This window comes from Bacillus cereus group sp. TH152-1LC, from assembly GCF_027710505.1.
Lineage (GTDB): Bacteria > Bacillota > Bacilli > Bacillales > Bacillaceae_G > Bacillus_A > Bacillus_A mobilis.
On the sequence record NZ_JAQFNK010000003.1, the window covers coordinates 376,241 to 391,125 of the forward strand.

The following is a 14,885-nucleotide window of genomic DNA, read 5'->3' on the forward strand; positions in this document are numbered from 1 at the left end:
TTATTACTTTATATTCTATATAACAGATTGGAATTAGGGGGAATCAACATGAATACACTGCTTGTCGGAATTAACGTTGCAGTCATGCTCATCTTAGTTGGCGTATTATATTATATGCAACGTAAGCATGTATCTTTTAATAAACGTGTATTTACTGCTTTAGGAGTCGGAATTATCTTCGGTCTTATATTACAATTTATTTATGAGCCAACTTCTAAAGTAATTATTGAATCAAATACTTGGTTTGGCTTAATCGGTAACGGCTATGTGAAATTACTTCAAATGATCGTTATGCCACTTATTTTAGTATCTATTATTTCAGCCTTTACAAAATTACAGTTAACGAAAAACCTTGGTAAAATTAGTGGTCTTATTATCGGAATTTTAATTCTTACTACAGGAATCGCTGCAGCTGTCGGTATCGCTGCAAGTGCAGGATTTGATGTATCTGCAACAGGCCTGCAACAAGGTGATGCAGAATCAGCTCGTCTGAAGCTAGTTGAAGAAAGATTTACTTCTATTGAAAAAACAACAATTCCAGATAAATTATTAGAACTATTGCCTACAAATCCGTTTCTTGATTTAACAGGCGCTCGTCCAACATCAACAATTTCTGTTGTAATATTTGCAGCATTTATCGGTATCGCCTTTATAGGTGTAAAACGAAAATATCCAGAACAAGCAGAACTATTTAAGAAAATGCTTGATGCTGTATATGCAATCGTAATGCGTATGGTAACATTAATTTTACGTCTTACTCCATACGGCGTATTAGCTCTTATGGCAAAAACAGTTGCTGGTAGCGACATAAATGCTATTTTAAAACTTGGTAACTTCGTGTTAGCGTCTTACGTAGCACTTATCGTAATGTTCGTTATCCACTTATTATTAATTGCTCTATCTGGTTTAAATCCAATTCAATATTTAAAAAAGGTATTCCCTGTATTAACATTTGCATTCACATCTCGCTCTAGTGCTGGTGCAATGCCATTAAATATTGAAGCGCAAAAAGAAAAGCTTGGTATTTCCGAAGGGATTGCCAACTTCGCAGCATCATTTGGAGTATCTATCGGGCAAAACGGTTGCGCAGGTATTTATCCAGCAATGCTTGCAATGATGGTCGCTCCAACTGTAGGAATCGATCCATTACAACCACAATTTATTTTAACTTTAATCGCTGTCGTTGCTATTAGCTCATTCGGTGTTGCCGGTGTTGGTGGCGGTGCAACGTTCGCAGCGTTAATCGTACTATCTACAATGAACTTACCAATCGGTATTGTCGCTCTGGTTATCTCAGTTGAACCATTAATCGATATGGGTCGTACAGCTCTTAACGTAAGTGGTTCTATGACAGCAGGTCTTATTTCTAGTAAATGGCTTGGTGAATTAGATCAAGATACGTACAATCAAGATGATACAAAAACTGGTGAAATTGCTTCATAATGAAAAGGCCGCTAACAAAAACTGTTAGCGGCCTTTTTTAGTTCTTTTCATCTTTCTCTTTGTCTTTTATACATAAGGCATCACGTATAGATATAACGAAAATATACCGTTTTTCATTTTTTAATAACTATTTGTTTTAAACTAAAGACTAACTATTATTCCTCATCTGCAAACTGTAAAAACTCTTCCAAGCGCTCCTTTAACTCCTCTTCTATCTCACAATAAGATTCATCAACAAGCTCACCACTTAACTTACTTCCCCAAAGCCTTATTTGAAGCGGTACTCCTAAAAAATAATTACAACATTCCCAGATAGGAACAGTATAAAATTCAATCATCTTCCCTTCTTCATCTAATACAGCTATCGAAACGGATAAAGAATATCCTGTTTCAAAAGGATATTCTTTATCTCTGATGAGTTCTATAAATAATTCCATGTTTTTCTCTATGTAAAAATATGAATAATCTTTAAAAAGTTTAAATGATATTCGCTCTATTTCCTTCTCCATACATTGAATATTCTCTTTTAACTCCAACGTAAACTCCTGTTCTTTATATTTCATTTTCGCCTCCTTAAACATAGAAAAAGAGAATACAATAACATATCCTCTTCTCTCAAATATATTTCATTATCTCACAGCCCGTCCTTCTCACAAATAACCATTTTGTTCGCACCATTTATGAAATTGTCCTACGTCTACTCCAACTAACACGATATCCTTTAGCTCTACATCAATGCTTTGTTCTCCAATTACAATAGCAAACTGCGATTCTAATTTTGTCTCGTCTTTCTTTACAATTCCAATTCGGTTCCGATGCGGTCCATCTTTTATATATGCTTTTTGTCCTACAATATCAAAGTTCAAGATTTTCACCTCTTTTACTGCGCTCAAATTGGAAATACGATCTCCACCTCGGAAAATTTCCTTTCATTGCACTATTTCTCTATATATATGACGAAACAATAAAAGAGTCCTTCCTTCTTTACAATTATTTTTTCTTTGTTTCATTTTTGTGATCGAAACGTAAAGTTTATAATAAAATACACTTGGAAGCGCTTTCTATGTAATTTTTTATGTTATACTATATAAGTAGAACTTCGTAAAGAGGGTTAAAAAATGAATATAAAAATGATAAAAAAGGTAATTGAAGCATTAAAAGTATATGGCTTTCAGAATGTATCATTCTGTGACAAAACGAAGCAATTTTTATTTCATAACGAAATGGATATTATGAGCGGCTATGCAGAAATAACATATAGTAGTCAATTTGAAAAATTCAACGTACAAATTCATCCGATTGAAACACATCACCAAGCAGAGTTGCAAGAGGTTGAAAGACATATACAGGCCTGTATAAGAAAAGTGGAATATTTAAACGCACTTCTTAGCGGACAGACAAAACTAGATGATAAAATTATTATAATGTAAAAAAAGAACGTGATAGCCTCACGTTCTTTTTTTACATTATACGTTCATCTTTTCCTTCAGTTGTAATCCTGTAATGGATTGTAATACATCCATTGCTTCTCCAAATGTCATATCAAAAATTGTTTTATCTTCTATGTATGGAAACTGTCTAAAACGCTTTTCTAACATTTTCACGGCGTCCGACGTAAAGTTTGCACTATCAATTCCAAATTCTGTTTCAAGAAGAACGATCCAATCTAACACGTGAAAACCTAATCCATTTACGAATGAAATAAGTTTTTCTTCTGGCTGTGAAGATAAGAATACACATCGTTCCATCTCACTAAAAAGTTCTTCTCCTAAAATATCAGCTAATTCCTCATCATGTTCACGGTCAATAATTTCTTCATAACCATAATCATCAACAAGCTCCTCAACTTCTTCACTATCCTCACAAAGCAATTGACTAAGAAGTGCATCTTTCTTAAATTCACTATTTTGTACGACTTCTAAAAAGCTCGTTTCCCATCCATTTTCTAATTTCATATTATATACTCCTTTATATACGTTTCTTATCATCACTGTACCCAAAAGATCACTTTTATAACCTTTTAGACAGTTATTATTATTTCACGTGATCCATAACATAAGATGCAAATTCAGTTGCATCTCCTTCAAAAATATTTATTTCTGGCAAATGATAGAACGTTGTTTGAAGCGGGTTTCTTTCATGGTATACATATATCTTTTTCTCTAGCGCGATCGCCATTCCAAACTCTGTATGGCTCCCGTTTCCGCCATCTAATATAAGTAAAAAGACATCCGCTTCTTTTATAGCATTCTTTTCTGCCTGACCAATTTCTCTTAATTGATCTTGATTCACTGCTCTTTCGTTTCTTGTCCAATCATATGTATGGTGCCATCCTGCATGTTTCAGTTCATTTGCTATAGAACGTACAAGATGTTTATTTTGGAATCCTGAGGCGACATAAAAATTCATTTATATACACTCCTTCATTATGTATGGGAAACTCCTTTTAGCGTTACTTGCTATACACATAATAAAGAACGACTTCAAAAAAAAATCCCCATCTTTAAAACTTATTTGCGTTTAAATGATGGGATTCTTCATGCTCTTCTTTTATTTTTTTCTTTTTATAACTTTCATCAGCTAACATTTCTAGTTCAGCTGTTATTTCTGATTTTTCAAGTTCTCTTTCTTGCGAAAATTTCCTTGAAATATAAACAATAACACTACCAACGTACAACACAAAGCATATAATAAGTGCAGTATTTTCATAGAGACTTAGCTCCAACACAGTCACTCCTAATCCATTCGTATTTTCACGCTTCATTAATTGGAATTTCCCTACTAATCCATTTGTTATTGTAACATAAAAACACTGTTTCTTGGAATCTTTCATCCTATTAAAAGAGGCATGATTGTTTCATCATGCCTCTGAAATATGTTGAATAATTGTTTGAATTGCTTCTTTTCCATTATATTTTTTCAATGCTGTTTTATACATCTCATTATTTTGATTTAATTCTTCGACATGCTTTATAAGAGATTTTACAGTCACATCTTCTTCGTACAATACAGAAGCATATCCTTGTCTTTCAAAAGACTCTGCATTTAATATTTGATCTCCACGACTTGCAAATTTCGATAGCGGAATTAAAACCATCGGCTTTTGCAATGTTAAAAACTCAAAAATGGCATTAGAGCCCGCACGCGAAATAACAAAGTCTGTTATCGCTAATATGCCTGGCAGCTCTCCATGTATATATTCAAATTGTCTATATCCTTCTTTATTTTGTAAACTTTCATCAAGATTACCTTTTCCGCAAAGATGAACGATTTGATATTTTTTCAGAAGTTCTGGTAACGCCTCTCGAACCGTTTCATTAATTTTCTTTGCGCCCAAACTTCCTCCCATGATTGTAATAACTGGCTTTTTACGTGAAAAACCTAAAAACGCTAAACCTTTTTCACGATTTCCCTTTAGCACTTCTTCACGTACAGGAGATCCTGTATAAATTACTTTTTCTTTCGGTAAATGTTTCGCAGCTTCTTCAAATGTAACAAAGATTTTCGAAGCAAAACGGAGCGCAATTTTATTTGCTAGTCCTGGCGTCATATCAGATTCATGTAATAAAACAGGGACTCTATTTAGCCATCCTCCAATTACGACTGGTACAGATACGAAACCACCTTTTGAAAAAATCACATCCGGTTTTAGTTTTCGGATCCTTACATACGCATCCATAACACCCTTCATTACAAGAAAAGGATCTTTTATATTTTTCAAATCAAAATAACGACGTAGCTTTCCGCTTGCAATACTATAGTACGGAATGCCTTCCTTTTCTATAATCGTTTTCTCAATTCCTTGATGAGAACCGATATAAGAAATATCCCAATTCTGTTCTTGTAAATGTGGAATGATGGCTAAATTAGGTGTTACATGCCCTGCCGAACCGCCACCTGTAAAGACTATTTTCTTCATACGTCTCCCCCTTCTACACTATAATACACTAAAATATCTTGCCTCAGGGTGAGAAAATACCATAGCCGTCACAGATGCTTCTGGCTCCATCATAAATCCTTCTGTTAATGAAATACCTATTTCTTCTGGGTGAATTAAGCGAAATAACTTTTCTTGATCTGCAAGTTCTGGACATGCTGGATAACCAAAGGACACGCGTATACCTCTATATTTCGTACGGAAACGTTCTTCCATCGTCAGTTCTGGTGAATCTGGAATACCCCAGCGATCACGAATGAGCATATGTGTTTTTTCAGCAAGTCCTTCTGCTAGTTCAAGCGCTAACGATTGAATGGCATGACTGCGTAAATAATCACCCTTCACCTTCCACTCTTCAGCAATGTCCCGAACACCTTCCCCAACCGTAACAGATAGGAAAGCAACATAGTCCATCTCATCTCCAACTGGGCGTAAATAATCACCTAAAGTACGATATGGTGCTTTTCCTTGTCTAGGGAATGTGAAACGCTCTATAACACGCGTATGATCTTCTGGATCATATATTACAATATTTTGTCCGTCGCTTTGCGCTGGGAAAAATTGATACACTGCTTTCGGTTTTAACCAAGATTGTCCTTCCTGCAATAGTTCGTCTATTAAATCATTTAATTCGTGTGCTCTTTTATCTCCCTCTCGCAAGAGCTTCTTCACATTTCCTTTTAATCCAAGGTGATGTCCAAGTAACATCTGTCTATTTAAAAATGGAGCGAGATGAAGGGCTGGAATATCACGTAATACAATTCGCTTTGTTGAATCAGGCACTATAACCTCAGCCTTCGGTAATGGCTCAATTACTGCTGGAATCTCTACTTTCTTCTCCTCTTTTTCTACGATATGGAGATGACGCTCTTTTTTATCTTGTTTCATCTTCTCGCGCTCTTCTTCCTTTTGAAGCTTATTAATAATATCAAGACCAGTCATCGCATCACTCGCATAGCATACAAGTCCTTTATATGATGGTGAAATTCGGTTATCTGTAAACTTTCTCGTTAATGCTGCCCCGCCTACAACGATTGGAACATCAATATTTGCTGCTTTTAAATCTTCAGCAGTCGTTACCATTTGTTGCGCTGATTTTACTAATAAACCAGAAAGACCGATAATATCAGGCTTTTTTTCTTGTACTTCTTGTACAATTCGATCCGAGCGAACATTGATTCCTAAATTAATAATCTCATATCCATTATTCGATAAAATAATTTCAACGAGGTTTTTCCCAATATCATGTACGTCACCTTTAACAGTTGCTAATAATACTTTCCCTTTTTTCGCACTATCGCTAGATTCCATATGTGGCTCTAAATAGCTTACCGCAGCTTTCATACTTTCAGCACTTTGCAATACTTCAGCAACGATAAGCTCATTATTATTAAATAATCGTCCCACCTCATCCATTCCTGTCATAAGTGGGCCATTAATAATATCCAAAGGCTTTCTTCCTTCTGTAAGTGCAAGACTTAAATCTTCTTGTAGTCCTTGCTTCGTACCTTCTACAATGTAATTTGCTAGCCTTTCATCAAGAGTTAATGTTTCTTGGATAACGACATCTTTCTTTTTTGCCACGCGATAGAAGTTTGTAAATTTTTCTAACGTCTCTTGCGTCGTTTCAAAAAGCAATGCATCTGCAAGACGTTTTTCTTCCTCAGGAATTGACGCATACCGCTCTAATTTTTCCGTATTCACAATTGCATAATCTAATCCTGCTTTCGTTGCATGATATAAAAAGACGGAATTTAATACTTCGCGTCCAGCTGGTGGTAAACCAAATGATATGTTACTTACACCTAAAATCGTTAAACACTCTGGTAACGCTTCTTTAATAAGGCGAATTCCTTCTATCGTCGCTGCCGCCGAGCCAATATATTCTTCATCTCCTGTACCTACAGGAAATACAAGTGCATCAAAAATAATATCTGACGGGCGTATACCATATTTCGTCGTCAATAACTCATAACTTCTTTTTGCAATTTCGAGTTTTCGTTCTGCACTAACCGCCATACCATCTTCATCAATTGTTCCTACAACAATAGCAGCACCGTATTTCTGAAGAAGCGGCGTCACTTTTTTAAATCGTTCTTCTCCATCTTCTAAATTAATTGAATTAATAACAGCTTTTCCTTGAATATAAGTAAGAGCTCGCTCCATCACATTTTCATCTGTTGAGTCGATCATAATCGGTACTTTTAACACTTTCGTAACTTCTGCCAAGAAGTTTTCCATATCTTCTATTTCATCGCGATCAGGATCTGCCATACAAATATCAATAATATGAGCATTTTTCTTCACTTGCGCTCTTGCGACTTCAGCAGCCTCTTCAAATTTCCCTTCTGCTACTAATCGTTTAAATTTACGTGACCCAATAACGTTTGTTCTTTCACCAACAAATAACGGTCTCATAGAGTCATCATATTGAAGCGCCTCTAATCCACTAACCCCGTGTCCAGCTCTTTCGTGGTGTTCACGCGGATTAAGAGAAGCTAACGCAGCTTTCATTGCTTTTATATGTTCTGGTGTTGTACCACAGCAACCACCGATAATATTAATCCATCCTTCTTCAGCAAATCGCTTCACTTTTTCAGCGAGAGAAGATGGAGATTCATGATAATGTCCATCTTCATCAGGAAGACCCGCATTTGGATAACAAGAAATGTAACACTCCGACAAATCGGATAGGGAACGAATATGGTCTCTCATAAACTCCGGACCAGTCGCACAGTTTAATCCAACAGATAATGGCTTCATATGTTCTATTGATAAGTAAAAAGCCTCAATTGTTTGCCCAGCCAGAGTTGTTCCCATCGGTTCAATCGTTCCGGAAATCATGATAGGCACAATTTTATTTAGTTCGTCAAAAGCTGCTTGAATTCCAATATAAGCAGCTTTCACATTACGCATATCTTGACTCGTCTCAACGAGTAATACATCAACTTCTCCCTTCAATAAGCCTCTCGTCTGCCGTGTATAAGCTTCAATTAATTCTTCAAACGTCACACCACCAGTAACACTAATCGCTTTCGTTGTCGGTCCCATTGCTCCCGCAACATATACTTCCTTCCCACTTTCGTTGACCGCTTGCTTCGCTAAACGCGCTGCTTTCTCATTTAGTTCCTCGTCTAAATGAGACAACTCATAATCACTTAATACAATATTTGTCGCCCCAAATGTATTTGTTTCAATAATATCCGCTCCAGCTTCAATATAAGCTTTATGAATCTTTAAAATGACATCAGGCCTTGTTTCTACTAAATATTCATTACAACCTTCGTACTCTTCTCCTCCGAAATCTTCAGCAATTAAGTCCTCTTGCTGAATCATTGTTCCCATTGCACCATCTAATATTAAGATGTTATTTTGTAATTTTTCTTCTATACATTTCATCAGTTAATACCTTCTTTCACTTCTTGCTTTTCTCTCACATATTTAACAAGATGTTCTGTAATTTCATATTTTAGAAATGGTGTAATAAGATAAATGCCGTTAAAATATTTCATCGCTGCATCGATCAATTCTTGTGAAATGCGAATCCCTTCCTCAATTGCTACCTCTTTCGTTTCATGTCCATCCATTCTCTCCCTTATTTCTTCAGGTAGCGTAATTCCTGGCACCTCAAAATGAAGAAAATCTGCATTCCGTTTACTTATTAATGGCATAATCCCAATGAAAATAGGTTGTTCCAAATGCTTTGTCGCTTCATACACTTCTTCAATTAACGCAATATCGTAAATTGGCTGTGTTAAGAAATATTCCGCTCCAGCATCTATTTTCCGTTCCATTCGCTTAACCGCTGCTTTTAAATGTCTTACATGCGGATTAAACGCACCTCCTACTGAAAATCTTGTTGCTGGACCTATTGATTTCCCTAAAATGGAGCGCCCATCGTTCATTTCTTTGATCATTTTAATGAGCTCAATAGAGGACAAATCATATACAGAAGTAGCACCTGGAAAATCACCAACGCGCGCTGGATCCCCAGTTAAAGCTAGCACTTCTTCCATGCCTAACGCTGATAAGCCTAATAAATGAGATTGTAGTCCGATGACGTTATGGTCTCTACACGTTAAATGCGTCAATACCGGAATATCGTGCTTCGTTAATAATGCCCCCATTGCCATATTCGAGACGCGAGGCGATGCTAATGAATTATCTGCTAGAGTAATAGCATCTGCTCCAGCTCTTTTCAATGCTCTTGCGCCTTCAAAAAACCGCTGCGTATCTAATGTTTTCGGTGGATCTAATTCCACTACTACTGTCGTTTGTTTTTTTGCTTTCTCTGCTAAAGTGACATGGGCTTTCGAACGTTTCTCCTGTGTATGAACTACTTTCGGTCTTTGAATCGTATCCTTTTCTATTACAGGTGTAGCATTTGCAATTGCACGTTTCATACTTTCAATATGTTCTGGAGTCGTGCCACAACAACCACCTAATAACCGAATACCTTGCTCAATAAACTTCGGCGTCATCGCTTCGAAATAAGCTGGACTTCCCTCATATACGTAACGTCCCTCCACATAATTTGGGAGACCTGCATTCGGATATGCTGACAAATATCCATTTTGCGGAATCGATATCATTTTAAAAGCTTCCGTCATATGAAGTGGTCCTAGTTGGCAGTTCAATCCAACAACATTTGCACCATAATCTAAAAGCTGTTTTAATATTTCATTTACATCATTTCCATTTTGAGTCGTACCTGCCTCATGTAACGCTAATTGAGCTACAATTGGAATATTCGTTTGTTTTCGTAACACCTGAACAGCATGAAGTAATTCAAACTCATCATAGAAAGTCTCTAATAGCAGTCCATCAACCTGTTCTTCTAGTAATGCACTTGCCTGCTCAAGTAGCATAAATTCTCTTTCTATATCAGTCGTTGTAACAGCTCCGATATGTTTCATACCACCAATTGTTCCTAAAATTGCATTTCTATCTGTCACAGATGCTTTCGCCAATTTTACTGCCGCTCTATTAATTTCAGTAACTTGATTTTCTAAACCATACATACGTAATTTCGCTTCATTTGCTCCGTACGTATTTGTTTGAATTACATCAGCCCCAGCAGCTACATATTGCTTATGAATCGATATAATTAAATCTGGATCAGATATATTCAATTCTTCAAAACTACTTTGCAAGCCATGTGAATGTAATAATGTCCCAACCGCGCCATCACCTATTACAATTCCTTTTGATAATAAATCTAGTAATTTCACAAATCTCCCTCATTTCTATCAATATAAAAACCCCCTCTTCACTTTGAAGAGGGGGACATAATTGATCCTCCTCTTATTATGCAAAACATTCGTTTTGCAGGTATTAGCACCGTTTCAAACATTTAGTTTGAAGGTTGCCGGGTTTCACAGGGCCTTTCCCTCCACCGCTCTCAATAAGAGTTTGTCTTTATTATTTTATTTATGTAGCTAAAAGGAAATGCGTTCCCCTTTTAACAATGTTTGTTAATTTTTTAATAAATTTAGCATGCACAAATACAAAAGTCAATGACACTTGCGGAAAAATAAAAATTATTTAAAATAAAGTTGCAATTCAATTATCTTTTGTTGTAAAGTTAAAAACATAATAAAATTTCATACGAACATTCTTATCTAGAGAGGTAGAGGGACTGGCCCTATGACGCCTCAGCAACCATTAACATTTGTTAATAAGGTGCTAATTCCAGCAAATTGTGAAAGATTTGACAGATGAGAAGAAGACTCTATTCAAACCGAAAGCCTTCTTCTTAGAAGGCTTTTTTTATTTTACATTCACTTAATTGTTAATTTAAAAAGGAGGAATTTTTACATGTCAACTATTGAAACAAAACTAGCACAAATCGGAAACCGGAGCGAAACTACAACAGGAACTGTTAATCCGCCTGTTTATTTCTCAACTGCTTATCGTCACGAAGGAATTGGTAAATCGACTGGTTTTGACTATTCACGAACTGGAAATCCAACTCGCGGTCTTTTAGAACAGGCAATCGCAGACTTAGAATACGGCGAACAAGGTTATGCCTGTAGCTCCGGAATGGCGGCTGTTCTTCTCGTCCTTTCGCTATTCCGTTCTGGAGACGAACTTATTGTGTCTGAAGATTTATACGGCGGCACTTATCGATTATTTTCTGAGCACGAAAAAAAGTGGAACGTTCGATGTAGATACGTAAATACACAATCTATTAAACAAATTGAGAAAGCTATCACAACTGAAACGAAGGCTATTTTCATAGAAACTCCAACTAATCCATTAATGCAAGTTACTGATATTGCCGCTGTCGCAACTGTAGCGAAAAGACACGGACTACTCCTTATTGTAGATAACACATTCTACACGCCTTATATACAGCAACCATTAACAGAAGGTGCTGACATTGTACTTCATAGTGCAACGAAATATTTAGGTGGGCATAACGATGTACTAAGCGGACTTGTCGTTGCAAAAGGAAAGGAACTTTGTGAGGAAATTGCTCATTACCATAATGCCTCTGGTGCAGTCTTAAGCCCATTTGACTCATGGCTTTTAATTCGTGGTATGAAAACGTTAGCGCTTCGTATGAGACAACATGAAGAAAATGCAAAAACAGTTGTCGCTTATTTAAATGATGAGGACGGGGTAACAGATGTATTTTATCCTGGAAGAGGCGGCATGATCTCATTTCGCCTGAAAGATGAAACATGGATCAATCCATTCTTACAATCTTTATCCTTAATTACATTCGCTGAAAGTCTTGGTGGTGTTGAAAGTTTAATGACATATCCAGCAACGCAAACACACGCTGATATTCCTGAAGAAATCAGAACAGCAAACGGTGTATGCAATCGTCTTCTTCGATTTTCCGTTGGCATCGAAAATAGTAACGATTTGATTCAAGACTTAAAGCAAGCCATTAAACTTGTAAAAGAAGGTGTAAGAATATGAGTTATTCTATTGATACACTCTTACTGCACAACCAATATAAGCATGACTTGCAAACAGGAGCTGTTAACGTTCCCATCTATAACACATCAACATTCCACCAATTTGATGTAGATACGTTCGGGAAATATGACTATAGCCGCTCTGGTAATCCAACACGTGAAGCTCTTGAAGATATCATTGCATTATTAGAAGGCGGAACAAAAGGATTTGCCTTCGCATCGGGAATTGCAGCGATTTCTACTGCATTCCTCCTTCTTTCACAAGGTGATCACGTACTCATTTCAGAAGACGTATACGGAGGCACTTATCGAATTATAACTGAAGTTCTCTCCCGTTACGGTGTTTCACATACATTTGTTGATATGACCAATCTAGAAGAAATAAAGCAGAACATTAAGCCAAACACAAAACTCTTTTATGTGGAAACACCTTCTAATCCACTTTTAAAAGTGACAGATATTCGTGCTGTTTCTCAACTTGCAAAATCTATTAATGCCCTTACTTTTGTTGATAATACATTTTTGACACCACTATTCCAGAAACCACTTGATCTTGGTGCCGACGTCGTTCTTCATAGTGCCACAAAATTCATTGCCGGTCATAGTGATGTTACTGCCGGATTAGCGGTTGTAAAAGATGCCGAACTCGCCCAAAAACTTGGATTTTTACAAAATGCATTCGGCGCTATTTTAGGTCCTCAAGATTGTTCTCTCGTGCTTCGCGGCCTAAAAACATTACATGTACGTCTTGAACATTCAGCTGCTAACGCCAATAAAATTGCACACTATTTACAAGAGCACGCTAAAGTTCAAAATGTCTATTATCCTGGTTTACAAACACATCTTGGATTTGACATTCAACAATCTCAAGCTACATCAGCCGGAGCTGTCCTATCTTTCACTTTACAATCAGAAGACGCACTCCGCCAATTTTTATCAAAAGTAAAATTACCTGTCTTTGCCGTTAGTTTAGGAGCTGTCGAATCGATCCTTTCCTACCCAGCTAAAATGTCACATGCAGCACTATCGCAAGAAGCTCGTGATGAAAGAGGGATTTCTAATTCATTACTTCGATTATCCGTCGGCCTTGAAAATGTTGACGATTTAATATCCGATTTTGAAAATGCCCTTTCTTATGTAGAAGAACCTGTAAATGCATAGAGAGAAAAGAAGATATGAAATTAAGTTATCATATCTTCTTTTTATGCTGTTGCGTATATTTTACTTTTCATATAGTTCATAAAAAACGAAAGAGCACCATCTATTTCCAAGTAATAAATTAATTGATATATTAAGAAGTAAAAAAAGGGGCAAAAATAATGGATACTTGTGCAGATGTTTTAATCGTTATCGATCTACAAAATGGAGTATGTTATAGCGAAGAACATTTATTTGATTTACAAAACTTACTTACAAAAGTAAATAACAGAATTTCTTCATACAGAAAATCAAATAAACCAATTCTTTTCGTTCAACATTGTGATGATGATTTAGTACCCGAAAAAGAACTTTGGGCTATTCATGCTGATCTAGATGTTCAAGAACAAGATTTTTTTGTAAGAAAAACACATGCCAATTCATTTTATAAGACAAACTTAAAAGAGATTTTAGATCAATTATCTGTACATCGTATTGAATTTTGTGGTGCCCAAACAGAGTACTGTATGGATGCTACGATTAAATTCGCTCATGGACTAGGATACGAAAACTTCATGGTACAGAAAGCAACCTCTACGTTAAATAATCCATTTATGTCTGCAAAAGATACAATTGATTTTTATGAAAATATATGGAATCACAGATTTTTAAAATTGATACAAAGTAAACGCTAGAATATATAACTAATGTCTTGGTAATTCTAAGATTTATCAGCTATATTCAAACATTTCGTTTTCACCATAAAGAAGCTGACTACATTCAGCTTCTTTTCTTATAACCTGTTTTATATTCTATATATAACATTATAATTCCTTTGTCATATTATTTTAAAAATTTCGTATATTCATTTGAAAGAATAAGAAAATCATGATAAAATTGTGTTACAAATATATCTATATCTTTCAATTTTTAAAACGCATCGAAATTTTCACCCAAAAATGTCATTTTACAAAACCGTGCTAATTTATCTACTTTATTTACATCAGGGTCTCTTTTCTTACAATTTCTTTACTTTAGGAATTTTTTTCTGCAACAACTGTTTTCTTTTCTTTAATTTTTTGGTATGTATAGTATGGTATAACAGCTCACACGGAGGTGGAAAAGAACATGTTAGAAACCTTTCAAAAAGAAATAGAACTATATGAAAGCAATGCAGAATTATTGAAAGTACTTGCTCATCCTGTTCGCTTATGTATTGTAAAAGGATTAATTGAACGTGGTCCAAGCAACGTTTCTACAATGTACACTGGCTTAAACATGCCACAATCTACAATTTCACAGCATTTAGCAAAGTTAAAAAGTGCTAAAATTGTTTCAAGTGAAAGAAAAGGATTGGAAATTTATTACAAAGTAGAAAACGAGACAATTATTCAACTCGTTCGCGTATTATTGGGTTAGGGACTCATAAACAGAGAAAA

The 14,885-nt window shown here is 35.8% G+C and carries 14 protein-coding genes and 2 riboswitches; of the genes, 6 read left to right on the top strand and 8 right to left on the bottom strand.

The annotated features are described in order from the left end of the window. Positions 1–48 precede the first annotated feature (48 nt). Entirely contained in the window at positions 49–1,443 is a 1,395-nt protein-coding gene (locus PDL00_RS11775; protein ID WP_001094339.1) for an L-cystine transporter, read from the top strand. Between the two features lie 155 nt (positions 1,444–1,598). Here PDL00_RS11775 and PDL00_RS11780 read toward each other — a convergent pair whose 3' ends face one another. Continuing rightward, a complete protein-coding gene (locus PDL00_RS11780) occupies positions 1,599–2,006 on the bottom strand; it encodes a hypothetical protein (protein ID WP_270729123.1) in 408 nt (135 codons plus the stop codon). An 87-nt stretch (positions 2,007–2,093) separates the two neighbouring features. Next, positions 2,094–2,309, bottom strand: a complete 216-nt coding sequence (locus tag PDL00_RS11785) for a DUF3912 family protein (protein WP_242254723.1) — start codon at positions 2,307–2,309, stop codon at positions 2,094–2,096. Between the two features lie 252 nt (positions 2,310–2,561). Between PDL00_RS11785 and PDL00_RS11790 the strand changes: the two genes are divergently transcribed. Then, positions 2,562–2,873, top strand: coding sequence for a hypothetical protein (locus PDL00_RS11790; protein WP_242254725.1), 312 nt, complete (start codon positions 2,562–2,564; stop codon positions 2,871–2,873). Between the two features lie 36 nt (positions 2,874–2,909). On the opposite strand, the gene PDL00_RS11795 is transcribed toward PDL00_RS11790, so the two are convergent. The 6 genes from PDL00_RS11795 to PDL00_RS11820 form a co-directional block, all read right to left on the bottom strand. Then, positions 2,910–3,398, bottom strand: coding sequence for a hypothetical protein (locus PDL00_RS11795; RefSeq protein WP_061677376.1), 489 nt, complete (start codon positions 3,396–3,398; stop codon positions 2,910–2,912). A gap of 79 nt (positions 3,399–3,477) precedes the next feature. Continuing rightward, positions 3,478–3,852: a nucleoside 2-deoxyribosyltransferase gene (locus tag PDL00_RS11800; protein WP_088028802.1), complete on the bottom strand. Its 375-nt coding sequence runs from the start codon at positions 3,850–3,852 to the stop codon at positions 3,478–3,480. Positions 3,853–3,946: 94 nt separating this feature from the next. Next, positions 3,947–4,207, bottom strand: coding sequence for a DUF3966 domain-containing protein (locus tag PDL00_RS11805; RefSeq protein ID WP_000817963.1), 261 nt, complete (start codon positions 4,205–4,207; stop codon positions 3,947–3,949). A gap of 96 nt (positions 4,208–4,303) precedes the next feature. Then, positions 4,304–5,362 (bottom strand): undecaprenyldiphospho-muramoylpentapeptide beta-N-acetylglucosaminyltransferase, encoded by a 1,059-nt coding sequence (gene murG / locus PDL00_RS11810; protein WP_242254727.1) that lies wholly within the window; start codon positions 5,360–5,362, stop codon positions 4,304–4,306. Positions 5,363–5,380: 18 nt separating this feature from the next. Beyond that, positions 5,381–8,779: a methionine synthase gene (gene metH / locus PDL00_RS11815; protein ID WP_270729128.1), complete on the bottom strand. Its 3,399-nt coding sequence runs from the start codon at positions 8,777–8,779 to the stop codon at positions 5,381–5,383. Beyond that, positions 8,779–10,611, bottom strand: a complete 1,833-nt coding sequence (locus PDL00_RS11820) for a bifunctional homocysteine S-methyltransferase/methylenetetrahydrofolate reductase (RefSeq protein ID WP_270729130.1) — start codon at positions 10,609–10,611, stop codon at positions 8,779–8,781. Before PDL00_RS11820 ends, metH begins: the two co-directional genes overlap by 1 nt. A gap of 70 nt (positions 10,612–10,681) precedes the next feature. Then, positions 10,682–10,791, bottom strand: a riboswitch (SAM riboswitch). Positions 10,792–10,994: 203 nt separating this feature from the next. Next, a riboswitch (SAM riboswitch) is annotated at positions 10,995–11,104 on the top strand. Positions 11,105–11,197: 93 nt separating this feature from the next. Here PDL00_RS11820 and metI point away from each other — a divergent pair. From metI to PDL00_RS11840, 4 genes are all read left to right on the top strand, one after another. Next, a complete protein-coding gene (metI, locus tag PDL00_RS11825) occupies positions 11,198–12,310 on the top strand; it encodes a cystathionine gamma-synthase/O-acetylhomoserine thiolyase (RefSeq protein WP_242254731.1) in 1,113 nt (370 codons plus the stop codon). Further along, positions 12,307–13,470 (top strand): cystathionine beta-lyase, encoded by a 1,164-nt coding sequence (gene metC, locus PDL00_RS11830; protein WP_270729132.1) that lies wholly within the window; start codon positions 12,307–12,309, stop codon positions 13,468–13,470. Before metI ends, metC begins: the two co-directional genes overlap by 4 nt. Before the next feature lie 158 nt (positions 13,471–13,628). Continuing rightward, a complete protein-coding gene (locus PDL00_RS11835; RefSeq protein ID WP_242254734.1) occupies positions 13,629–14,141 on the top strand; it encodes a cysteine hydrolase family protein in 513 nt (170 codons plus the stop codon). Between the two features lie 433 nt (positions 14,142–14,574). After that, positions 14,575–14,865 (top strand): ArsR/SmtB family transcription factor, encoded by a 291-nt coding sequence (locus PDL00_RS11840; protein ID WP_000894375.1) that lies wholly within the window; start codon positions 14,575–14,577, stop codon positions 14,863–14,865. Positions 14,866–14,885 lie beyond the last annotated feature (20 nt).